Genomic DNA, 22874 nt, shown 5'->3' with positions numbered 1-22874 from the left:
ACAGGAAAACCGGGGAGCCCCTTCCCATAATGGCCTGAGCTTGAAAAGCAATTTCTTACATTTTTCCGGGGAGACTGATATGCGAATTCGCACGATATTGCTGGTGGTGGGCATCCTGCTCCTGTCGGGTTTTGTCGCCCTCAACCTTGACGAGTTCACGCGCGTGAGCATGCTGAGCCTGGGCTTTACCACCGTGCAGGTGTCGCTGGGCCTGCTCATGCTGTTGCTGCTGGTGATCGCCACCGTGGTCTTCCTGGCCAGCACGCTCTATATACAAAGCACCCACCTGCTGGAAACCCGCAAGTACTCGCGCGAGCTCAACACCCAGCGCGAGCTCGCCGACAAGGCCGAGGCCTCGCGCTTCACCGAACTGCGCAGCTACCTGGAGGTGCAGGCGCTGGCCGCGCAGCACCGCGAGGCCGCCGCGGCCACCGTGCTGGCCGAACGCTTCGCCCAGCAGCAGCAGGCCTTGCTGGCCCGGCTGGAGCAGATCGACAACAGCGTGGCGGCCCATGTGGGTCAACTGGAAGATACGCTGGAACGGCGCAACGGCATGAACGGCCTGCAAAAAGACCACCTGACCATGCCGCTGGTATAGCGGTGTAAGAAAGCCCGGCGCCGCGCGACCAACGGCCATCAGCAGCCGCCTGCCCTTTTCGGGTGCGGCGCCTGCTCCAACGCCATTGGAGACGCCCATGCCCATCCCCACACCCTGGATCGCCGCCGCCTTGCTGCCGCTGAGCTGCGGCGTGTTCGCGGCACAAAACACCTGCAGCACCGCATCGGGACCAGCGGTCACCCCGGTGATGGAGCTCTACACCTCCGAAGGCTGCAGCTCCTGCCCGCCCGCCGACAAATGGCTGTCCTCGCTCAAGGGCTCGGGCATGGTGGTGCAGGCCTTCCACGTCGGTTATTGGGATTACATAGGCTGGGTGGACCGCTTCGCCGCGCCGGCCTACACCCGGCGCCAGCACGAGGTGGCCGCCCGCAACGGCCTGCGCAGCGTCTACACCCCGCAAGCCGTGCTCAACGGCAAGGACCTGCCCGCCTGGGGACCCAGGCCGCCCGGCGGCAAGGAGCCGGCGCGCGCGGCCATCGTGCTGACACAACTGGGCTCCGACCAGTTCGAAGCCGTGGTGACACCAGTGGCCGAGCGGCAGCTGTCGCCTTCGTGGGCGGCCTACTGGACCATCACCGAACACGGCCACAACTCCAAGGTGCAGGCCGGCGAAAACGCCGGCACCTTTCTCAAGCACGATTTTGTGGTGCGCCAGTACACCCCGGCGGGTGAATACCCCACCCAGGGCACGACGCCGCAAAAGCTGGTCTTTCGCAGCATTGCCGCCACCCCCGGCCACGAACGCCAGGTCAACCTCGTGGTGTTTGACCCCAAAACCGGCAAGACGCTGCAGGCGGTGAGTCTGCAGTGTCCGGCCTGAATCATGAACAGATTTCACAAAGCTTGCCGCAAAATGGCGGTATGGAGCCCCGGCCCGCGCCCTCCCCCTCTTTTCTGCCCCCCAGCCTGCGCACGCCGGAAGACGCCGACTACCTGGCGCTGGGCGACTGGGTCCGCGACGCCGAGGGCTGCGCGCGCTGGGCCGGTCCCAAGCTGAAGTTTCCGTTCAAGCCGGCGCGGCTTTCGCGCCTGCTGGCTGAGCCCGGCGCCAACAGCTTTGTGATGAGCCGCGGCCCGGCCGCCCCGGCCTTGGGTTTCGGCCAGTTCTGGGTGCGCGATCCCGGCGTGGCGCACCTGGCCCGCATCATCCTGGCGCCCGCGGCACGCGGCCAGGGCCTGGGGACCACGCTGTGCGAATTGCTGATGGCCGAGGCCGCGCGCGCCGTCGGCGCCAGCGCCTTCACGCTGCGCGTCTACCGCGACAACGACCCGGCGCTGGCCATTTACGAGCGCCTGGGTTTTGCCGTGGTGCCGGACCTGTCGGACGCGCGGGTGTTTGCCATGCGCAAGCAGGCCTGAAGCCCGCCGCCCGGCCTTCGCTAAACTCTGCCGCATGCCCTCTTGCCGCCCCGCACGCCTTTCTTTCGCATGATCTCGCTGTTCCTCAAATGCCTGCTGGGCGCGCTGGCCGTGCTGCTGATCGCCCTGCTGTCCCGCTCGCGCAACTTTGTCATTGCCGGCCTGGTGCCGCTGTTTCCCACCTTCGCGCTGATCGCGCACTACATGGTGGGCAGCGAGCGCAGCGCCGCCGACCTGCGCGCCACCGCGCTGTTCGGCCTGTGGTCGCTGATTCCTTATGCGACTTACCTACTTGCGGTGTACTGGCTCAGCATACGCGCCTCGCTCACGGTGACACTGGCCGCCGCCACCCTGGCCTGGGCCGTGGCGGCAGGTGCGCTGCTGCTGGGATGGAGCCGCGCCTATCCCTCGTCCTTCTGAGCCCAAGCCCGCGTGAACACCCTCAAAAAAATACTGCGAAGCCTGCTGCTGGCCCCCGTTGCCCTGTTCCTGCTGTTTGAGGAATGGGGCTGGGAACCGCTGGCCGCCGCCTTCGCGGCGCTGGGCCGGTTGCCCTGGTGGGGCAGGCTCGAGCGGTTCATCACCGGCTTGCCGCCCTGGGCCGCGCTGCTGGCCTTCGGTGTGCCCGTGCTCGCGCTGATTCCCATCAAGCTGCTGGCGCTGTACCTCTTCGGCCAGGGCCACATCACCATTGGTTTGGGCTTGATTCTTGCTGCGAAGATCGCGGGAACGGCGATGGCGGCACGCCTGTTCCAGCTGACACAACCGGCACTGATGCGCATGGCCTGGTTCGCGCGGCTCTACACACCCTGGAAGGCCTGGAAGGACAAGCTCATCGCGCAGGCCAGGGCTTCCTGGGCCTGGCGCGTGGCACGCCGCCTGAAGACGCGGCTCAAGCTGGCGGGCGCCAGGCTGCTGGCGGCGCTGAAAGCCGTTTTTTCTGAAGGCTGAATTTCACCGGGATTTTTCGCACCATGCTCGATCTTTTCCAGACACCCCTGTATATACGCCTGTCGCCTTCTCGCCTGACAGTGCGCAACGTCAAAACCGGCGCCTTTGTTTCCGAAGTGCCCGAAATTGCCATCTCGCGCGGGCCCAAGCCCAAGGTGCTGGGCGCCGGCGATGAAGCGGCCCCCTACAAGTCCAGCAGTTCGGCACTGGTGAGCAATCCTTTCAGCCACCCGCGCACCCTGGTGTCCGACTTCACGCTGGGCCAGCAGTTGCTCAAGGCCTTCATCAAGAAGCTGCCCAAAAGCCATCTCCTCGCCGCCGCGCCCCGCATGGTCTTCCATCCTCAGGGCGACCCGGCCGGCGGCTTCACCCAAATAGAGATACGGGCCTTGCATGAAATGGCCCTGGGCGCGGGAGCCTCGGAAGTCACGATCTGGCAGGGCCAGGACCTCACGGACGAGCAGGTGCTGTCGCGCGACTACCCTCCGACGGGCCGGGTACTGGAATGACGCAGCGCAGCATGGGTATTTGGCATGCGTCATACTGGGTGGCCATCCACTCATTGCCTGCCCGCCTCCATGAACAAAACCTCGGTCGACAAGCACAAAATCAAGTTCCTGCTGCTGGAGGGCATACACCCCTCCGCCGTGGAGGTTCTCAAGGCCGCAGGCTACTCCAATATTGAAAGCCTGTCCGGCGCACTGCCCGACGACGAGCTCAAGGCCAAGATCGCCGACGTGCATTTTGTCGGCATACGCTCGCGCACCCAGCTCACGGCCGAGGTCTTCGCCCAGGCATCCAAGCTGGCTGCTGTCGGCTGCTTCTGCATAGGCACCAACCAGGTTGACCTGGTCGCCGCCCGCGAGCGCGGCATCGCGGTGTTTAACGCGCCCTACTCCAACACCCGCTCGGTGGCCGAGCTGGTGCTGGCCGAGGCCATCCTGCTGCTGCGCGGCGTGCCCGAAAAAAGCGCGGTCGCGCACCGCGGCGGCTGGCTCAAGTCGGCCGAGAACGCGTATGAAATCCGCGGCAAGACTTTAGGCATCGTCGGCTACGGCTCCATTGGCACGCAGCTCTCGGTGCTGGCCGAGGCCCTGGGCATGCACGTGGTCTTCTTCGACGTGGTCACCAAGCTGCCCCTGGGCAATGCGCGCCAGGTGGCCCAGCTCAAGGATTTGCTGGCCCAGTCCGACGTCGTGAGCCTGCATGTACCCGAAACCCAGGCCACGCAGTGGATGATAGGCGCGGCCGAAATCGCCGCCATCAAACCCGGCGGCGTGCTGATCAATGCCTCGCGCGGCACGGTGGTGGAGATCGAGCCGCTGGCCCAGGCCCTGAAAAACAAACAGCTGCTGGGCGCCGCGATCGACGTCTTCCCCGTGGAGCCGCGCAGCAACAAGGACATCTTCGAGTCGCCCCTGCGCGGCCTGGACAACGTGATCCTGACGCCGCATGTGGGCGGCTCCACCATGGAAGCCCAGGAAAACATAGGCATAGAAGTCGCCGAAAAACTCGTGAAGTACAGCGACAACGGCACCTCGACCTCGTCCGTCAATTTCCCCGAAGTCGCGCTACCGGCCCACCCGGGCAAACACCGCCTTCTGCACATTCACCGCAACGTGCCCGGCGTGCTGTCGGAGATCAACAAGGTGTTCGCCAGCAACGGCATCAACATCGCCTCGCAGTACCTGCAGACCAATGAGGCCGTGGGCTATGTGGTGATCGACATCGACGCCGCGCACTCCGACATGGCGCTGGCCAAGCTGGCCGAGGTGCCGGGCACCATCCGCAGCCGCGTGTTGTTCTAAGGCAGGGGAAGCCCAGGCCGGGGGTCGCGCACGCCCGGCTTGAAGGTGAATATCACCCAAACTCCTAAACTCTGTCCGCCTACGGACAAAGAAGTAACGATAGCCCAGCAGGCGTGGCGCGCAGAGAATAAGCTCCGCAGCGGTCAAGCCGTCTTGCGTTGAAAAACCGCATATCGTCCCGGTGAAATCCCGGAAGGCCCGCAAGACATCCACGCCGTCAACCGCGAAGGAGTCCAGGAAATGCACGAACACCTGCTCAACAAAAACCTGCCTCACCCGGCCAACATGGCGGGCACCCAGTGGCGCCGCCAGGCGTTCAAGGGCGACGGCATGCCAGTGGCGGAACTACCCGGTGATGTTTTCCACACCGACCACCGCGGACAGCTCTGCTGCCGTGAACCCGCCAGATGGCCGAACGAGGACATCGAGGGCCACGACATCCTCAGCGCGATTCAGCAGGCGCATGAAGAGACCGTGGCTTTGTGGCTGGCCGGGTCATGGCGCTGCAATTTGGGAAGCAATGGGGCGAGCGCGCCACACGCAGAGCGGCCTGTCTCGCTCTTGTCTGGGAAAATCATTCGGTGAGCATGGACCTGGGTTGCGGCCACCAGTTGATACTGATCCACCCTACTGCGCTGGCACCTGCAAACCCAGCAACTCCGCCAGCGCAGCCGTAGGCAAGGCACCTTCTTGCGACACCACAGCGCCGGTCTGCGCATGGGTGCCGACGATGCTGGGGATGCCACTGAAACCCATGCGGGTCATCAGCGCGGTGTTTTTGGCGACGGCGTCTTTTTGCGGGTCTATGCTGCTGGCCGCGCTGATGCCGCCCCGCCCTGCTTTCATGGACGCTTCGTGTTCATCCATGGCCGCCACCGGGTCGCCGGCGGCCAGCAGGGTGGCGCCTTGCGAGGTGCTGGCGGCGTTGAGGATGCCGACGGGAATCCAGACAAACTTGGCCTGGGATTTGAGCGGCTTGGCGGCCTCCCACAGCACGGCGCAGTGCGGGCACTGCGCGTCGAAAAACACATAGACGGTGCGCTTGCTCATTTGCGAGCCGGCGATAAAACCCTTGGCCTCGGCCGCGATGGCTTCCACCGAGACGGGCGCGGCCGCCGCGGTTTTGGGGGTGGAAGCCTCGGGGGCGTCGTTGCAACCGGCCAGCAGCAAGGTGCAGGCCGTCAGCGCGGCGGCAAAAAACGAGAACAATGGTTTGGGCATGATGGCGGCCGTTGGTGAACGAAAGGCCAAGAATAGCCGAGCCCGCCTATTTCGACAGCGTTTCGGCCAATTCCCCCGCGAGCATGAAGAATTCGGGCGAGCGCAGCACCGACACATGGGTGGCGTTCATCGCATAGGTCACCCGGGTCTTGAGGCCGCGCGCCTGCACGGCCCTGGCGTAGCTTTCGCTGAACAGGGGCAAGGTATTTTCGTCCTTGTTGCCGACGACCAGGCTGATTAGCGTGGCGGGAGGCAGCTTGCCGGCTTCGGCCAGCGGTGACAGGCTGGTCCAGGCGCCCTTCTTGCCGGCCGAACCGGCCCGCCACTGCCGCCACGCGGGCACATCACAGGGGCATGCGGCCAGCAGGTAGGCGTCGGCGCTGCCGGGGAAACGGCCGGCCAGCAGCGCCGCGATGGCCGCGCCACCCGAATGGCCGACCAGCAGGATTTTTTTGGTGGGATTGAGGCTGCGCAACTGGGCCAGAGCCGCGGCGACGATCTCGATGTTCTGCGGCGTGTAGTCGTCATCGCCCGGGCTGGACTGGCCGTCGGACCGGCCCAGTTCGCTGCTATAGCCTGGCCTTTGCAGCGCTACCGTGACGACCTGGAGTTTCTCCGCGAGCATGGCGGCCGCGCCGCTGTCGGCCTTGAGTTCGGTGCGCCCGCCGTTGTCGCCATGCAGGAAGACGACCAGCACCTTGGGCGCAGTACGGGCCGAGGCCTGGCTGGGCGCCAGCGTGCGTATCACCAGGCAATGCCGGCTGTTCCCTGCCCGCTCCACACCGTCGGCCTTTTTGCCGTCAGGGCATGTGGCCTGCTGGGCCAGGGCGGCCCAGGGCAAACCGGCCAGCAGCAAGCCGGCCAGGGTCAGGCAGATGCGGCGCATCAAGCGCCGCGCAAGGCGGCCTTCAGTTGCTGGCCTATCTCGGGCTTGTCGGCAAAGGGGTCGGTCGGGTTGCGCGCCTGCAGCACGTCTTCCAGGCGCGTCTGCACCGAATGGATGGCCTTGGGGTGGCTGTAGATGTAGAACTGGTTGTTGGCAATGGCGTCAAACACCAGCTGCGCCACGTCGGCCGCAGTGACCTTGCCGGAACCCACGGCCTTGCCGGTCATGGCCTGCTGGATCATCTGGCTTTTGGTGGGCTTGCCGGCGGCGAGATCGGCCGGGCGGTTGCGGTGGCTCATGCCTATGCCGGTGGCCACAAAGAAGGGGCACAGCACCGAAGCGCCGACCTGGTCGGTCACCAGGCCCAGGTCCTGGTACAGGGTTTCGCTGAGAGCCACGACCGCGTGCTTGCTGACGTTGTAGACACCCATATTCGGCGGGTTCAGCAGGCCGGCCATGCTGGCGGTGTTGACGATGTGGCCTTGCCAGGACGGGTCCTTGGCGGCGGCTTCGAGCATCATGGGCGTGAAGATGCGCACGCCGTGCACCACGCCCATGACGTTGACGCCCATCACCCATTCCCAATCCTTGAGGCTGTTCTCCCAGATCAGGCCGCCTGCGCCCACGCCGGCGTTGTTGAAGACGAAGTGCGGCGCGCCGAAGCGCTCGAACACGGCCTTGCCCATGGCATCCATCTGGTCGGCACTGGAGACGTCGAGCTTGAAGGACAGCACCTGGGCGTCGGCGGCCTTCATTTCCGCCTCGGCCTTGTCCAACGCATCCTGCTGCACATCGACCAGCACCAGGTTCATGCCCAGCTTGGCGCCCAGGCGCGCGCATTCCAGGCCGAAGCCGGAGCCCGCGCCGGTCAGCACCGCAGTTTTGCCTTTGAAGTCCGTGATCATTGCGTGTCTTCCTTGATAGCTTGAATGGGAAAATTGTCCATGAGGCGCGCCCTTGCGCGTGTCACCCAGGGAACTCAGGTCGTTCGGGCCCCTCAGGCCGCCCGCGGCATCTCGATGTGCGGTATGCCGTCTTCGATATAGGGCTGGCCGTTCTGCACAAAGCCGTGCTGGTTGTAGAACTTTTCGAGCCTCGCCTGGGCGCCTATGCGTATGGCTTGCGGGCCCCAGTGCGCTTGCAGGCGATCAATGGCCTCTTTCATCAGCACATGGCCGATTCCGCCTCCGCGCGCCGAGGCATGGGTAACGACGCGGCCTATGCTGGCCTCGGCGAATTTCACGCCGGCGGCAAAACAGCGCGCATAAGCGGCCAAACGGCCGTCCCACACACCCAGCAAATGCATGGCCTCGCTGTCGGCGCCGTCCAGGTCCTGGAAGGCGCAGGCCTGTTCCAGCACAAAGACCTCGCTGCGCAGCTGCAGCAGTTCGTAAAGCTCCAGCGTGTTCAGCGCGCTGAAGGGCAGAAAACGCCAGGTGATGGTGCCCTGGCTCATGCCGGGGTGGCGGCTTTGAGCGAATAGCCTATGCGCGGGAAATGCACATGCACAGTGCCGGCGCGCGGGTCGCTGCGGCGCAGCGTGTAATGCATACGCGTGGCGGCGATCAGCTCGCCTTCGGTGGGCTCGGGGCCGAAGCTTTCGCTGGTGATCCGCACCACGGTGCCCAGCGGGATGCCATGCTCGTCCTGGAACAGCTCGTCGTGCAGCGGCGCGGGCGTGGCGGCGGCGGCCACGGCGATGGCGTCGGTGGAGCTGAGTTTTTCAGAGCTGCCTTGGCCTATGGCGGCCATGCGGTCCATCCAGTCCAGCACGGCCGGCGTGAGCTTGAGGATGCCGGCAAGCACCGGGGTTTGCACCCGCGTGAACCACAGCGGGTGGTACATCGCAAAATCGGCGATGCAGGGCACTTCACCCAGCAGGAAAGGCCTGTCGTCCAGCATGTCGGAGATGCGCCGCAGGTAGGACTTGTAGGCCGCCGCGGCATCGCCGGCACGCAGGCGCGGCATGCCGAAGCTCATGGCCTTACGGTCTTCGCCAAAGGCGCGCGCGGCTTCGGGCGGCGCTTTTTCGAAGATCTGCGCAATGCCCTTGGGCTGGCTGTTGTAGGCCATCGAGGTCCAGAACAGCGTGTTATCGGCCCAGTGCGCCAGCGTGCGCGCCAGGCCTTTGCTGGGTTCGGGGTAAACGCTGGGCGAGGGCTGCAGGTGCTCGAGCACGTCGCTGATCAGCGCGGTGTCGCAATAAATGTCGGCGCCTATCTGCAGTATGGGTGTCTTGCGGTAGCCGCCCGTGAGCGCCACCACGTCGGGCTTGGGCATGATCATCGGGATGATGACGGACTTCCAGGCCAGGTTTTTGTAGCCCAGCATCAGCCGCGTTTTTTCGGCAAAGGGCGATGTGGGGTAGTGGTGAAGAATCAGTTCGCTCATGGGTGTCTCCGGGATTTTTTGTGGAATTAACGAGGCATGGCCCGCGCGATGATGGCGTCGAAATCGGTGCCGGCGCCCAGCGTGCCGAAGGACTGGCCCCAGTTGCCGGCCAGGCGCGAATCACAAAAGGCGCCGAAGACGGCCACGGGTGCCGTCTGCAACAGCAGCGCGGCCTGTACCGCGAGCGCCACGTCCTGCGCGAGGCGGCGCGCCTCAATTTCGGTGGCCATCTCTTCGATGCGCGTGGGCAAGGCGGCGGCCAGCTTGTCCAGTGCCGGGTGCGCGCCCTTGGCGGTGGCAACTTCCTGCGCCAGCGCGGCCACGGCATCGGCCTTGCGCAAGGCGCGCAGCAAGTCCAGCGCCATGATGTTGCCCGCGCCTTCCCAAATCGAGTTGAGCGGCATTTCGCGGTAGACGCGCGCCATGATGCCTTCGCCGCCCTCCTCCACGTAACCGTTGCCACCCAGGCATTCCATGGCCTCCTGCGCGAAGTGGCTGCCGCGCTTGCAGATCCAGAACTTGGCAACCGGCGTCAAGAGGCGCGCCATGGCGGCCTCATGGGCATCGCCCGGGCGGTCGAAGGCCCGGGCCAGGCGAATCGCCAGCGCCGTGGCGGCTTCGGATTCGAGCGCCAGGTCGGCCAGCACATTGCGCATCAGCGGCTGCTCCACCAGCAGCTTGCCGAAGGCCTTGCGCTGGGAGGTATGGTTCAGCGCCAGGGCCAGCGCTTGCCGCATCAGGCCGCTGGTGCCCAGGGCGCAGTCCAGCCGCGTCATGGTGCCCATCTCCAGAATCTGCGGAATGCCGCGGCCTTCCTCACCGACCAGCCAGGCCTGGGCGCCTTCGAACTCCACTTCGGAGCTGGCGTTGGCCTTGTTGCCGAGTTTGTCCTTCAGGCGCTGGATGCGGATGGCGTTGAGACCGCCGTCGGGCAGCACGCGCGGCAGGAAAAAGCAGCTCAGGCCGCTTGGGGTCTGGGCCAGCACCAGGAAGGCGTCGCACATCGGCGCCGAGAAAAACCATTTGTGGCCGGTGATGGCATAACGTTCGCCCCAGCCGTCGCGGCCCGAGGGTTCGGCCCGCGTGGTATTGGCCCGCACGTCGGAGCCGCCCTGCTTTTCCGTCATGCCCATGCCCATGGTGAGGCCGGCCTTGGCCTGCCAGGGCTTGAGTTCGGGGTCGTAAGCGCGGCTGGCCAGCTTGGGGCCCCAGTCGGCGTAGATGGCGGTGTTGCCGCGCAGCGCGGGTGTGGCCGCGTAGCTCATGGAGATGGGGCACAGGATGGAGGGCTCGAGCTCGGTGAAGAGCATAAAGCCCGCCGCGCGCCGCACATGGGCGGACGGCTCTTCATCAGTCCACGGCGTGCCATGCAGGCCCGCACCCGTCGCCAGCTTCATGAGTGTGTGGTAGCTCGGATGAAACTCCACCTGGTCCACACGCCGCCCGAAGCGGTCGTGGCTGTGCAGCACCGGCCCATGCACATTGGCCAGGCGCGCATGGGTTTGCATGGCGCTGCTGCCCAGCGCGGCGCCCAGCTGGCCCAGTTCCGTGCTGTCCAGGCCGGGCGCGTTGAACTTCAGCGCGTCGCGCAGCGGCCGGTTGGTGGCCAGCAGGTTGTAGTCCGACAGCGGCGCGGGCTGGTTGAAGACTTCATGGGTGGGGTTCATGGCAAACCTCCTGCTGGGCCAGGCCTAGATCAATTTGACGAGCTGCTTGCCGAAGTTTTTCCCCTTGAGCAACCCGAGGAAGGCTTCAGGCGCCGACTCAATACCCTGCGCCACGCTTTCACGCGGGCGCAGCTTGCCGGTGCCGACCAGGGTGCCGAGTTCTTTCAGCGCTTCGGGCCAGACTTCCATGTGCTCGGCCACGATAAAACCTTCGAGCTTGAGGCGGCTGGTCAAAATCAGCGCCGGGTGGGCCAGCGGCAAGGGCCGGCCGTCGTAGCCGGCGATCACGCCGCACAGCGCGATGCGGCCGAAAGCGTTCATGCGCGGCAGCACGGCGTCCAGCACCATGCCGCCCACGTTCTCGAAATAGCCGTCTATGCCGTCGGGGCAGGCATCGCGCAAGGCCTTGGACAGCGAGGCCGCGTCGGCATGCAGCTTGTAGTCGATGCAGGCGTCAAAGCCGAGTTCATCGACCGCGTATTTGCATTTGTCGGGCCCGCCCGCGATGCCGACCGTGCGGCAGCCGCGCGCCTTGGACAGCGCGGCAAAGGCGCTGCCGACGGCGCCGGTGGCGGCGCTGACCACCATGGTCTGGCCGGCTTTGGGTTCTATGATTTTGACCAGGCCGTACCAGGCGGTGACACCGGGCATGCCGACCGCGCCCAGGTAGTGCGACAAAGGCACATGGGTGGTGTCCACCTTGCGCAGCGCGCCGGGCTGGTCGGCGTTGACCACGCTGTATTCCTGCCAGCCGCCCATGCCGACGACCTTGTCGCCGGGCTGGAACTTGGGCGAGCGGCTTTCGACCACTTCGCCGGCCGTGCCGCCAATCATGACCTGGCCCAGCGGCTGCGGCGCCGCATAACTTTTGCTGTCGTTCATGCGGCCGCGCATATACGGGTCCAGGCTCAGGTAGTGGTGGCGCACCAGCACCTGGCCGTCCTGCAGGGGCGGCGTGTCGCTGGAGACCAGCATGAAGTTGCTTGCGCTGGCCTCGCCGGTGGGACGGTTGTCGAGAAGGATTTGCTGGTTGATGGGCATGCTTGTCTCCTGTGAAGTGTGTGCCGCGTTCAGGTCGCGGCGGGGGCGTCAATCGGTGGAAATCGCGCCGCCGGGCGCGTCCGCCTGGCCGGCGGCGGGCTTGCGTTTGACGTATTTAAAGGTGCCGGTCGAATGCGCGCAGGCCTGGCCCAGCACATCGTATAACGTGGCTTCGGTGAACGCCATGCTGGCTGTACGGTGCATGAGCCGGCCCTTGGCCGTGAGCCGGCCGCCGTCGCCGGGCGCCGGCCGCATGAAGCTGGTCTTCATTTCAATGGTGACCACGCCCATGTCTTTTTGCACGCTGCGCGCGGCCGTGGCCATGGTCACGTCCAGCAGCGTCATGATGGCGCCGCCGTGCGTCACGGAAAAAGAGTTGAGGTGCTCGGGTTGGGGTGTATAGCCTATGGCCGAGGCGCCGCCCGTGAACAGCTCCAGCTCAAAGCCCAGATGGCTGACAAAAGGGATATCGGCGCCGAAGTCCATCAGTTCTTCCCAACCCTTCACCGGATCAACCCCCTGTTACTACTGATACACCGCCGTCGACGGCCAGCCACTGGCCGGTGATGTGCTTGCCGGCATCCGAGGCGTAGAGCACGCACAAGCCCTTCAGGTCCTCGTCGTCGCCCAGGCGGCCCAGCGGCGCATGCGAGGCGAGTTTTTCCTCGCCCAGTGCCTTGAGCGTGCCCACGGTCATCTTGCTCGGGAAAAAGCCCGGGCAGATGGCGTTGACGGTGATGTTGTACTTGCCCCATTCGCAGCCCAGCGCGCGCGTGAAATTGACGACGGCGCCCTTGGAGGTGTTGTAGGCCACGGTGGTCATCTCGCGCGGGTTGCCGCCCAGGCCGGCGATGGAGGCCACGTTGATGATGCGGCCGGACTTGCGCGCGATCATGCTGTGCTTGGCGATGTGCTGGCTCAGGATGAAATAGCCGCGGATGTTGAGGTTCATGACCTTGTCCCAGGCTTCGACCGGGTGGTCTTCGGCGGGCGCGCCCCAGGCGGCACCGGCGTTGTTGACCAGGATGTCGACATGGCCCAGGCGCTTGATGGCCTCGTCGGCCAGCGCGCGTATGTCTTCTTCTTTCGAGCAGTCGGCGGCGATCCAGTCGACGTCTATGCCGGCGGCCTTGAGTTCGGCGGCGGACTCGATCAGGTCCTCGGCCTTGCGCGAGCTCAGGATGACCTTGGCGCCGGCCTCGCCCAGTGCCTGGGCCAGTTGCAGGCCCAGGCCGCGCGAGCCGCCGGTCACGAGGGCGGTCTTGCCTTTGAGGTCAAACAGTTGCTGGATGGTACGGGTCATGGGGATCTCCTGTGTGTTGTTCATGCGTCCCTGTCAGGCGGCGCTTGCGGCCTGGTCGGGGTAAGGGATTGGGAATAAGGGTGGTGCTCAGGCAGCCACGGCTGCATTTTTTACTTGCTTGGGACTTTGCCATGTTGGCACAACATCGCGCGGCTTGCAGCCCATGCTGTCGTGGCGGCGACTTGCGGCCACACGCGGCTCAGGGCCCCACGTTGATGCGGGAGCGCACGTAGATCAGCACAAAACCCACCGCCGCGACCACGCCGCCGACGACCACCAGCGACCAGCCTATGGCGTCGTCCGTGCGCTGGACCGACAGGCCCAGCACCAGGGTCAGCAGCCCGCCGTAGATCAGGATCCAGATCAGGGCCTGCAGGCGCGCCACGTTCTTGTTGGAGACAGGGTCGGCCGACGGTTTGAAAAATGCCATTAAAAAGCCTCCTCGGGCAGATCGGCGCAGGTCAGGTCGCGGCTTTCAACCACCTTGAGCCAGGCATCGATCTTGGGTAACTCGTAATGATAAAAGTAGCGCATGGCCCCCATTCTTCCCGCATGCGGAGCATCCGCGGGCAATGAAAGGCTGGCCAGGGCCACGTCCAGCCACAGCCACGCCAGCACGGTGTGGCCGAAGGCCTGCATATAGGGTACCGCATTGGCCAGGGCCTCGCCGGGTTCGCCCGTGGCCCAGGCCGCCTTGGTGGCGCTGCCCACATGCTGCAGCGCCTTGCCCAGCGCGTTGGCGTGCACCGCCAACTCGGGCCGCTGTATGGCTTTTTCAATCGTGGTATTGATGCGGGCGGCCAGCAGCTGCAGTCCCCTGCCCCCTTCCATCAGCACCTTGCGGCCCAGCAGGTCCATGGCCTGGATGCCGTGTGTGCCCTCGTGAATCATGTTCAGGCGGTTGTCGCGCCAGTACTGCTCCACCGGGAAGTCGCGGGTGTAGCCGTAGCCGCCATGCACCTGGATGGCCAGGGAATTGGCCTCCAGGCACCATTCGCTGGGCCAGCTTTTGGCAATCGGCGTCAGCACCTCCAGCAGCAGGCGCGCATCGTCGGCGGCTTGCGCCTCGGCCGTGTGGTTCTCGTCGACCAGGCGCGCGCAGTACAGCTCCAGCGCCAGCGCGCCTTCACAGTAGGCTTTTTGCGCCAGCAACATGCGCTTGACGTCGGCATGCTCGATGATGCGTATCTGCGGCTGGGAGGCGTCCTTGCCGCCCACACCCACCGGCCTGCCCTGTGGCCGGTTTTTGGCGTAGTCCAGGCTGGCGTAATAACCCGCCATGCCCAGCATGGTGGCGGCCGTGCCCACGCCTATGCGCGCCTCGTTCATCATGTGGAACATGCAACGCAGGCCCTCATGCGGTTTGCCCACCAGGTAGCCGACAGCGCCGGCCTGGCCGTCCACCGGGTATTTGCCTTCGCCAAAATTGAGCAAGGTGTTGGTGGTGCCGCGCCAGCCCAGCTTGTGGTTCAGGCCCGCCAGCGCCACGTCGTTGCGTACGCCGGTGAGTTCGCCCTTGATATTGACCATTTTCTTGGGCACGATGAACAGCGAAATGCCGCGCGTGCCGGCGATCAGCTTGCCGTCCGGCCCCGGTATCTTGGCCAGCACCAGGTGGATGATGTTGTCGGTCAGCTCATGCTCGCCGGCCGAAATCCACATCTTGTTGCCCTTGAGGCGGTAGCGCGCGCCCAGCGGGTCGGCCTCAAAACCTTCGCCGTCGGGCACGGCGCGCGTGCTCACGTCGCTCAGCGAGGAACCGGCCTGCGGCTCGGACAAACACATGGTGCCCGAGAAGCGGCCCGAGAACTCGTTCTTGGCGAAGACTTTTTTTTGCAGCTCGGTGCCGTGCACCATCAGCAGGTTGGCATTGCCGGTGGTCAAGAGGCCGGAACCTATGCTGACCGAGGCCATGGCAAAAAAAGCATTGGCCGCGGCTTCGACGGTATAGGGCAGCTGCATGCCGCCGACTTCATAGTCCTGCGCGGCGCTGAGCATGCCGGAGGCCGCATAGGCCTTCTGCGCATCGTGCGTGGCCTGCGGCAGTATCACTTTTTCGCCGTCGAAATGCGGCTCCTGCGTGTCCACCGTGCGGTTGAAAGGCGCGTATTTCTCGCGCGCGATGCGCTCGCAGGTGTCAAAGACCGCGTCAAAGGTCTCGCGCGAATGGTCGGCGAAGCGCTCGCGCTGGTTCAGCGACTCGGCGTCCAACCATTGGTACAGCAGGAAGTCCAGCGTGGGCCTGAGGCTCATGACGGGCTCCCCGGTTGGCAGGCAGGCGGGAAGGCAGGAAACACCTGCCCTTTCTGAAGGAGCAGGGTTTCATCCATGGTGCTTGCCCGGTTTAGAGAACTTCGTAAATGCCGGCCGCGCCCATGCCGCCGCCAATGCACATGGTCACGCAGACGCGCTTGGCGCCGCGGCGCTTGCCTTCGATCAGCGCATGGCCCGTCAGGCGCTGGCCGGTCACGCCATACGGGTGGCCAACGGCGATCGCGCCGCCGTTGACGTTGAGCTTGTCCATGGGAATGCCCAGCTTGTCGGCGCAGTACAGCACCTGCACGGCAAAAGCTTCATTCAGTTCCCAGAGGTCGATGTCGTCGATCTTCAGGCCCAGCTTGGCCAGCACCTTGGGGATCGCGAAGACCGGGCCTATGCCCATCTCGTCGGGTTCGCAGCCTGCGACCGCAAAACCGAGGAAGCGGCCCAAAGGCTTGAGGCCCTTCTTTTGCGCGACGGTTTCGCTCATGACGACCACGGCGCCGCCGCCGTCGGAGAACTGGCTGGCGTTGCCGGCCGCGATCACGCCGCCGGGGATCGCCGGCTTGATGCCGCTGATGCCTTCCTTGGTCGTGCCTTCGCGTATGCCCTCGTCCTTGCTGACGGTGACCTGTTTGGTCGTCAGGCCCATGACCTTGTCGGCCACGCCGGCCGTCACGGTGATGGGCGCGATTTCGGCTTCAAACAGGCCCGCGGCCTGCGCGGCCGTGGCCTTTTGCTGGCTCAGCGCGCCGTATTCGTCCATGCGGTCGCGCGAGATGTTGTAGCGCTTGGCGACCTGCTCGGCCGTCTGCAGCATGTTCCAGTAAATTTCAGGCTTGTTCTTGGCCAGCCAGGCTTCCTGCAGCATGTGGGTGTTCATTTCCTGCTGCACGCAGGAGATGCTTTCGACGCCGCCGGCCACATAGATGTCGGCTTCGCCGGCGATCACACGCTGGGCCGCCAGGGCGATGGTCTGCAGGCCCGACGAGCAAAAACGGTTGACCGTCATGCCCGACACGGTGACGGGGCAGCCGGCGCGCAGCGCGACCTGGCGCGCGATGTTGGCGCCGGTCGCGCCTTCGGGCGTGGCGCAACCCATGATCACGTCATCGACTTCACCAGCTTCGATGCCGGCGCGCTTAAGCGCGTGCTCGACGGCGTGGCCGCCCAGGGTGGCGCCGTGCGTCATGTTGAAAGAGCCCTTCCAGCTTTTGGCCAGGGGGGTGCGTGCGGTGGAAACAATGACTGCTGAGCTCATGAAATTCTCCGGAATCTGGGTGCGTTGATCTGTGCGGTGCGCTGGGTTCAGACGGTCGGGTTGAAGGTCTTGCCTTCAGCCGCCAGCTTGGCCAGCAGGGGCGCGGGCTTCCAGAATTTGGCGTCGTCCAGCGGGTTCTGGGCGAAGCGGTTCATGCTTTGCACCACGTTGAACAGGCCCAACTGGTCGGCGTAGAGCATGGGGCCGCCGCGGTAGACCGGGAAGCCGTAGCCCATGATATAGACCATGTCGATGTCGCTGGCCTTGGAGGCAATGCCCTCCTCCAGGATGTGCGCGGCCTCGTTGACCAGCGAGAACACCAGGCGCTGCACGATCTCCTCGTCGGAGATCTTGCGCGGCGTGATGCCCAGGCTCTTGCGGTGGTCTTCAATCATCTTGACGACCTCGGCGTTCGGGATGGCGTCGCGCTTGCCGGGCACATAGTCGTACCAGCCGGCGCCCGTCTTCTGGCCGAAGCGGCCTTTTTCGCACAGCAGGTCGGCCGTCTTGCTGTACTTCATGTCGGGCTTTTCGGTGTAGCGGCGCTTGCGGATGGCCCAGCCGATGTCGTTGCCGGCCAGGTCGCCCATGCGGAAAGGGCCCATGGCGAAACCGAATTTTTCGATGGCCTTGTCGACCTGCTCGGGCGTGCAGCCTTCATCGAGCAGGAAACCGCCCTGGCGGCCGTACTGCTCGATCATGCGGTTGCCGATAAAGCCGTCGCACACGCCGGAAACCACGGCCGTCTTGCGGATTTTCTTGCCCACTGCCATCACGGTGGCCAGCACGTCCTTGCCGGTCTTGGCGCCGCGCACCACTTCAAGCAGCTTCATGACGTTGGCGGGGCTGAAGAAATGCATGCCCACCACGTCCTGCGGGCGCTTGGTGAAGGCCGCGATCTGGTTGACGTCCAGCGTCGAGGTGTTGGACGCCAGGATGGCGCCGGGCTTCATCACGCGGTCCAGTTCCTTGAAGACTTTTTCCTTGACGCCCATGTCCTCGAACACGGCCTCGATCACCATGTCGGCGTCTTTCAGGTCGTCGTAGCTCAGCGTGGTGCTCAGCAAGCTCATGCGCTGCTCGTACTTGTCCTGCTTGAGCTTGCCCTTTTTGACCTGGGCTTCGTAGTTCTTGCGGATGATGCCCAGGCCCTTGTCCAGGGCTTCCTGCTTCATTTCCAGGATCTTGACCGGAACGCCGGCGTTCAGGAAGTTCATGGCGATGCCGCCGCCCATGGTGCCGGCGCCTATCACCGCAACGGAATTGATCTCACGCTTGGGCGTGTCTTCCGGCACGTCGGGAATCTTGGAGGCGGCGCGTTCGGCCATGAAGATGTGGCGCAGCGCGCGGCTTTCAGGCGTCCACATCAGGTTGATGAAAAACTCGCGCTCCAGGGCCATGCCTTCTTCGAATTTCTTCTTGGTGGCGGCTTCCACGGCGTCCACGCACTTGAGCGGCGCGGGGAAGTTCTTGGACATGCCCTTGACCATATTGCGGGCGAACTGGAAGTAGGCGTCGCCGTTGGGGTGCTTGGCGCGCAGCTCGCGCACCAGCGGCAGCGGCCGGGTGTCGGAGATCGACAGCGCGAAGGCCAGCGCTTCCTGGGCCAGCGATTCGGGCGAGGCGGCGAGCTTGTCAAACAGCTTCTGGCCGGGGATTTGCGCGAGCAGTTCGCTCTTGACGGGTTCGCCGCTCACGATCATGTTCAGGGCCGGCTCCACGCCGAGCACGCGCGGCAGGCGCTGCGTGCCGCCGGCACCGGGCAGCAGGCCCAGCTTGACTTCGGGCAAGGCGATGTTGGTGCCGGGTGCGGCGATGCGGTAGTGGCAGCCCAGGGCCAGCTCCAGGCCCCCGCCCATGCAGACGGAATGGATGGCTGCCACGACGGGCTTGGCGGAATTCTCGACGGCGCGGATCACGCTGAGCAGGTTGGGCTCGGTCAGCGCCTTGGGCGTGCCGAATTCCTTGATGTCGGCGCCGCCGGAAAAGGCCTTGCCGGCGCCGGTGATCACGATGGCCTTGACGGCCGCATCGGCATTGGCTTTTTGCAGGTTGTCGGTCAGGCTCAGGCGGGTAGCGTGGCCCAGGCCGTTGACGGGAGGGTTGCTCAGGGTGATGACGGCCACGCCGCCGTGAACTTCGTAAAGGGTGGTCATTGCTGCTTCTTTCCTTGATGGGAGTTTCAGTTGTTCAGTTGTCTCGGCTGGCGCTACGGCCCTGCAAGCCCGGGTCAGTCGCCCAAAAAAGTACGACCGTTCTTTTTCTATTGTAGGGGGCGTTTGTGACGGCACAAGGCCTCGGTTGGGGTGTTTGGTCTATTTTTGTCCCTGCGGCGACAGGCCCGGGACAGTCCATACCATTTTTTACACCTCAAGCCACTCTTTGCGGATGTAGGCATCGGCCCGCAGGCTGTCGGGCGTGCCGTCAAACACGATGCTGCCGTGGCCCATGACCAGTGCACGGTCGGAAATCGCCATGGCAATCGTCAGCTTCTGCTCGATCAGCAGCACTGAAATGCCCTTGGCCTTGAGCGTTTGCAAATACTGGCCCACGAGTTCAACGATTTTGGGCGCCAGGCCCTCGGTGGGCTCGTCGATGATGATCAGGTCGGGGTCGCCCATCAGCGTGCGGCACAAGGTCAGCATCTGCTGCTCGCCGCCCGAGAGCACACCGGCCTCGGTGTGCTGGCGTTCGCGCAGCCGGGGGAACATCTGGTACATGTCTTCAAACGACCAGCGCGAGCCCTTGCCCGATCCCTTCTGGCCCAGCAGCAGGTTCTGGTGCACCGTGAGCTTGGGGAAGATGTCGCGATTTTCAGGCACATAACCAATGCCCAGGTGGGCGATCTGGTAGGCCTTCTTGCCGACGATCTCCTGTTTTTTCCAGAGTATGGAGCCCTGGCAGTCGACCAGGCCCATGATGGCCTTGGCCGTGGTGGAGCGCCCCGAGCCGTTGCGGCCCAGCAAGGCGACGATCTGGCCGGGCTGCACGTCAAAGTGCACGCCGTGCAGCACATGGCTTTTGCCGTAGAAGGCATGGAGGTTCTGGATATGCAGCATCAGTGGCCTCCCGCCTGGGCATCTGCAACGGATGAGCCGAGATAAGCCTCTTGCACACGCTGGTCGGCGCGCACGGCCTCGGGTGTGTCGTAGGCAATGATTTCGCCGTAAACCACCACCGCGATCTTGTCGGCCAGACCGAAGACCACGCCCATGTCGTGCTCCACCGTCAGCAGGGTTTTGCCCACGGTGACTTCCTTGATCAGGCTGATAAAGCGGCTGGTTTCCGAGCGACTCATGCCGGCCGTGGGTTCATCCAGCAGGATGACGCTGGCGCCACCGGCGATGGTAATGCCGATTTCCAGCGCGCGCTGCTCGGCGTAAGTCAGGTTGGTGGCCAGCACGTCGCGTTTTTTGTCGAGCTTGATCATGGCCATCAGTTCCTCGGCGCGCTGGTTGGCGTCGTCCAGGTCGGCCAGGAAGCGCAAGAAGGTGTATTTGTAGCCCAGGCTCCAGAGCACGCCGCAGCGCAGGTTTTCAAACACACTGAGCTTGGGGAAGATATTGGTGATCTGGAAGCTGCGCGACAGGCCCAGCCGGTTGATCTCAAAGGGCTTCTTGCCGTCTATGCGCTGGCCGTTGAGCAACACCTCGCCGCTGGTGGGTTCAAAACGCCCGCTGATGAGGTTGAACAGCGTGGACTTGCCCGCGCCGTTGGGGCCGATGATGGCGACACGCTCGCCGGCCTGCACCTTCAGGTTGGCGCCGCGGATGATTTCGGTCTTGCCGAAGTTTTTCCGTAAATCCTTCAGTTCAAGCGAACAGGTGATTGCACTCACAACAGTTCCCTCCGCTTGATTTCTTTTTCAATGTCATCCTGGACTTCACTCCATTGCGTGAGGAATTGGCGGCGCGTGAGTTCAAACAGCCCAAGGCCGGTGGCCAGCACAAAACCCGCGCCCAGCCAGCTGTTGAGATTGGTCGCGTTAAGCCGCACACCCATGAAGCCGAGCTCGGGGCCCAGGGCCGCGTTGAGCTGCAGGTGGTAGACCATCTCGACCATGGCGGCCGCGCCGGCCAGCGCGGTGAAGGCCGTCACGGCCAGGCCCAGGTAGCCTACCCACAACTCCCTGAGCTTGCCGAAGGCGGCCACGCGCAGGTTCATCATGATGAGGCTGGCGATGCCGCCGGGCGCATACATCACCATGAACAGGAAGATCAGGCCCACATACAGCAGCCAGGCCATGGACAGCTCGGACAGCAGGATCAGCGCCACCACCAGCAGGCCCGCGCCGATGATGGGGCCGAAGAAAAAGGTCGCCCCGCCCAGGAAGGTGAACAGCAGCAGGCTGCCCGAGCGCACGCCGCTCACGACTTCGGCCGTGACGATTTCCGAGTTGATGGCCGCCAGCCCGCCGCCTATGCCAGCGAAAAAGCCGGCGATGATGAAGGCGTAGTAGCGCACGCGCTGCGTGTTGTAGCCGATGAACTCCACGCGCTCGGGGTTGTCGCACACGGCGTTCAGGATGCGGCCCAGCGGGGTGCGCGTGAAGGCGAACATCGCGGCGGTGCAGATAAAGCAGTAAAGGGCGATCAGGTAATAAACCTGGATCTGCGGGCCGAAACTGATGCCGAACACCGGCTTGCCGTAGGCCCGGTTGGTGGTGATGCCGCCCTCCCCGCCGAAGAATTCGGGGAACATCAGCGACATGGCGAACACCAGCTCGCCCACGCCCAGCGTGATCATGGCAAAGGTGGTGCCGGCCTTTCTGGTGGTGACGTAGCCGAACAGCACCGCGAAGAACAGGCCCGACAGGCCGCCCACCAGCGGGATCAGCGACAGCGGGATATAGAACGTGCCCTTGCCGGCCAGGTTCATCGCATGCACGGCCAGGAAGGAACCCAGCCCGGCATAGACCGCATGGCCGAAACTAAGCATGCCGCCCTGCCCCAGCAGGATGTTGTAGCTCAGGCAAATGATGACCAGGTAGCCGGCCTGCGACAGCATGGTCAGCGCCAGGCTGCTCTTGAACATCAGCGGCGCGGCGATCAGCAGCAGTGCGTACAGCGTCCACAGCAGCCAGCGGCCGACGTTATAGGGTTTGAATTGGTAGTAGGGAGTGGTAGCCATATGCGCGCCTCAGCCTTCCCGCGTACCGAGCAGGCCCTTGGGCCTGAAGATCAGGATCAGCACCAGGAACAGGAAGGGCAGTATCGGCGCCACCTGCGAAATCGTGAGTTTGAGCAGCGGGTAGCCGAAGGTCTCGGGTGTCACCCGGTAGTTAAAGTGGGCCAGCAAGGACATCAGCGACTGGTCCAGGGCCACCGCGAAGGTCTGTATCAGGCCTATCAGCAGCGAGGCCAGGAAAGCGCCGCTCAGCGAGCCCATGCCGCCCACCACCACGACCACAAAAATGATGGCGCCCACCGAGCCGGCCATGGCGGGCTCGGTGATGAAGGTGTTGCCGCCTATGACGCCGGCCAGGCCCGCGAGCGCCGCGCCGCCGCCGAAGACCAGCATGAAGACGCGCGGCACGTTGTGGCCGAGTGCCTCCACCGTTTCAGGATGGGTCAGCGCGGCCTGGATGACCAGACCTATGCGGGTGCGCGTGAGCAGCAGCCAGATGCCGGCCAGCATGGCCAGCGAGATGAACATGATGAAGGCGCGCGATTTCGGGAAGTTGGTGCCGAACACCGTGAACAGCGGGCCCCGCAGGCCTTCGGGCAGCACGTAGTTGACGGCCGAGCGGCCCCACACGAGTTGCACCAGCTCCAGCAACAGGTAGGACAGCCCGAAGGTGACCAGCAGCTCGGGCACATGGCCGAACTTGTGCACCTTGCGCAGGCAAAAGCGCTCGAAGGCCGCGCCCATGGCAAACACCAGCAGCGGCGCCACCAGCAGCGACCACCAAAAGCCTATGACCTGCGAGGTGCTGTAGGCGACGTAGGCGCCGACCATGTAGAAGGAGGCGTGCGCGAAATTGAGCACGCCCATCATGCTGAAGATCAGCGTCAGGCCGGAGCTAAGCATGAACAGCAGCAAGCCGTAGCTGAGGCCGTTGAGCATCGCGATGGTGAAGGATTCCAGATTCATCGATAAGCGCCTGTT

General features: G+C 64.6%; 25 protein-coding genes. 8 read left to right on the top strand and 17 right to left on the bottom strand.

The window, feature by feature from the left end:
• Positions 1-79 precede the first annotated feature (79 nt).
• The 8 genes from BLQ85_RS01430 (at position 80) to BLQ85_RS01395 (ending at position 5322) form a co-directional block, all read left to right on the top strand.
• Positions 80-598, top strand: a complete 519-nt coding sequence (locus tag BLQ85_RS01430) for a hypothetical protein (protein WP_074574271.1) — start codon at positions 80-82, stop codon at positions 596-598.
• A gap of 97 nt (positions 599-695) precedes the next feature.
• Positions 696-1439: a DUF1223 domain-containing protein gene (locus BLQ85_RS01425; protein ID WP_074575100.1), complete on the top strand. Its 744-nt coding sequence runs from the start codon at positions 696-698 to the stop codon at positions 1437-1439.
• Positions 1440-1480: 41 nt separating this feature from the next.
• Positions 1481-1978 (top strand): GNAT family N-acetyltransferase, encoded by a 498-nt coding sequence (locus BLQ85_RS01420; RefSeq protein WP_083336690.1) that lies wholly within the window; start codon positions 1481-1483, stop codon positions 1976-1978.
• A 69-nt stretch (positions 1979-2047) separates the two neighbouring features.
• Entirely contained in the window at positions 2048-2398 is a 351-nt protein-coding gene (locus BLQ85_RS01415) for a GlpM family protein (protein ID WP_074574270.1), read from the top strand.
• A 12-nt stretch (positions 2399-2410) separates the two neighbouring features.
• Positions 2411-2929: a hypothetical protein gene (locus BLQ85_RS01410; RefSeq protein ID WP_074574269.1), complete on the top strand. Its 519-nt coding sequence runs from the start codon at positions 2411-2413 to the stop codon at positions 2927-2929.
• Between the two features lie 23 nt (positions 2930-2952).
• Positions 2953-3438 carry a rod shape-determining protein gene (locus BLQ85_RS01405; protein WP_074574268.1) on the top strand — a complete coding sequence of 162 codons (486 nt, stop codon included), beginning with the start codon at positions 2953-2955 and terminating at the stop codon, positions 3436-3438.
• Between the two features lie 69 nt (positions 3439-3507).
• Entirely contained in the window at positions 3508-4737 is a 1230-nt protein-coding gene (serA, locus tag BLQ85_RS01400) for a phosphoglycerate dehydrogenase (protein ID WP_074574267.1), read from the top strand.
• Positions 4738-4977: 240 nt separating this feature from the next.
• Complete coding sequence (locus BLQ85_RS01395; protein ID WP_074574266.1) at positions 4978-5322, top strand: hypothetical protein; 345 nt, start codon at positions 4978-4980, stop codon at positions 5320-5322.
• 42 nt (positions 5323-5364) lie between these two features.
• Here the strand turns inward: BLQ85_RS01395 and BLQ85_RS01390 are convergent, their stop codons facing one another.
• The 17 genes from BLQ85_RS01390 to BLQ85_RS01310 form a co-directional block, all read right to left on the bottom strand.
• Entirely contained in the window at positions 5365-5958 is a 594-nt protein-coding gene (locus BLQ85_RS01390) for a DsbC family protein (protein ID WP_074574265.1), read from the bottom strand.
• A 46-nt stretch (positions 5959-6004) separates the two neighbouring features.
• Positions 6005-6844 (bottom strand): alpha/beta hydrolase family protein, encoded by an 840-nt coding sequence (locus tag BLQ85_RS01385; RefSeq protein WP_074574264.1) that lies wholly within the window; start codon positions 6842-6844, stop codon positions 6005-6007.
• Positions 6844-7749 (bottom strand): SDR family oxidoreductase, encoded by a 906-nt coding sequence (locus BLQ85_RS01380; RefSeq protein WP_074574263.1) that lies wholly within the window; start codon positions 7747-7749, stop codon positions 6844-6846. The genes BLQ85_RS01385 and BLQ85_RS01380 overlap by 1 nt, the downstream gene beginning before the upstream one ends.
• Positions 7750-7841: 92 nt before the next feature.
• Positions 7842-8300 (bottom strand): GNAT family N-acetyltransferase, encoded by a 459-nt coding sequence (locus BLQ85_RS01375; RefSeq protein ID WP_074574262.1) that lies wholly within the window; start codon positions 8298-8300, stop codon positions 7842-7844.
• On the bottom strand, positions 8297-9235 hold the full coding sequence (locus tag BLQ85_RS01370) for a glutathione S-transferase family protein (RefSeq protein WP_074574261.1): 939 nt from the start codon (positions 9233-9235) through the stop codon (positions 8297-8299). Before BLQ85_RS01370 ends, BLQ85_RS01375 begins: the two co-directional genes overlap by 4 nt.
• Positions 9236-9261: 26 nt before the next feature.
• Entirely contained in the window at positions 9262-10902 is a 1641-nt protein-coding gene (locus BLQ85_RS01365; RefSeq protein WP_074574260.1) for an isovaleryl-CoA dehydrogenase, read from the bottom strand.
• A gap of 24 nt (positions 10903-10926) precedes the next feature.
• Entirely contained in the window at positions 10927-11943 is a 1017-nt protein-coding gene (locus tag BLQ85_RS01360) for an NADP-dependent oxidoreductase (RefSeq protein ID WP_074574259.1), read from the bottom strand.
• Between the two features lie 48 nt (positions 11944-11991).
• The gene (locus BLQ85_RS01355) at positions 11992-12429 is read right to left on the bottom strand and encodes a PaaI family thioesterase (protein WP_074575098.1); all 438 of its coding nucleotides are present in this window, start codon (positions 12427-12429) and stop codon (positions 11992-11994) included.
• A gap of 25 nt (positions 12430-12454) precedes the next feature.
• Positions 12455-13246 (bottom strand): SDR family oxidoreductase, encoded by a 792-nt coding sequence (locus BLQ85_RS01350; protein ID WP_074574258.1) that lies wholly within the window; start codon positions 13244-13246, stop codon positions 12455-12457.
• A 199-nt stretch (positions 13247-13445) separates the two neighbouring features.
• Complete coding sequence (locus BLQ85_RS01345) at positions 13446-13676, bottom strand: hypothetical protein (RefSeq protein ID WP_007874487.1); 231 nt, start codon at positions 13674-13676, stop codon at positions 13446-13448.
• Positions 13676-15499: an acyl-CoA dehydrogenase gene (locus tag BLQ85_RS01340; RefSeq protein ID WP_074574257.1), complete on the bottom strand. Its 1824-nt coding sequence runs from the start codon at positions 15497-15499 to the stop codon at positions 13676-13678. Before BLQ85_RS01340 ends, BLQ85_RS01345 begins: the two co-directional genes overlap by 1 nt.
• A gap of 91 nt (positions 15500-15590) precedes the next feature.
• A complete protein-coding gene (locus BLQ85_RS01335; protein ID WP_074574256.1) occupies positions 15591-16766 on the bottom strand; it encodes an acetyl-CoA C-acyltransferase in 1176 nt (391 codons plus the stop codon).
• Positions 16767-16813: 47 nt separating this feature from the next.
• Positions 16814-18922, bottom strand: coding sequence for a 3-hydroxyacyl-CoA dehydrogenase NAD-binding domain-containing protein (locus BLQ85_RS01330; protein WP_074574255.1), 2109 nt, complete (start codon positions 18920-18922; stop codon positions 16814-16816).
• Between the two features lie 207 nt (positions 18923-19129).
• Entirely contained in the window at positions 19130-19825 is a 696-nt protein-coding gene (locus BLQ85_RS01325; protein ID WP_074574254.1) for an ABC transporter ATP-binding protein, read from the bottom strand.
• On the bottom strand, positions 19825-20604 hold the full coding sequence (locus tag BLQ85_RS01320; RefSeq protein WP_074574253.1) for an ABC transporter ATP-binding protein: 780 nt from the start codon (positions 20602-20604) through the stop codon (positions 19825-19827). Before BLQ85_RS01320 ends, BLQ85_RS01325 begins: the two co-directional genes overlap by 1 nt.
• Positions 20601-21896 (bottom strand): branched-chain amino acid ABC transporter permease, encoded by a 1296-nt coding sequence (locus BLQ85_RS01315; RefSeq protein ID WP_074574252.1) that lies wholly within the window; start codon positions 21894-21896, stop codon positions 20601-20603. Before BLQ85_RS01315 ends, BLQ85_RS01320 begins: the two co-directional genes overlap by 4 nt.
• Positions 21897-21905: 9 nt before the next feature.
• Positions 21906-22859 (bottom strand): branched-chain amino acid ABC transporter permease, encoded by a 954-nt coding sequence (locus tag BLQ85_RS01310; RefSeq protein WP_074574251.1) that lies wholly within the window; start codon positions 22857-22859, stop codon positions 21906-21908.
• Positions 22860-22874 lie beyond the last annotated feature (15 nt).

Origin of the sequence: Polaromonas sp. JS666 (genome assembly GCF_900103405.1) — a bacterium.
Classification (GTDB): domain Bacteria; phylum Pseudomonadota; class Gammaproteobacteria; order Burkholderiales; family Burkholderiaceae_C; genus Polaromonas.
Note: the sequence above shows the minus strand (reverse complement) of the source record. Positions and strands in the feature narration are given on the sequence as shown.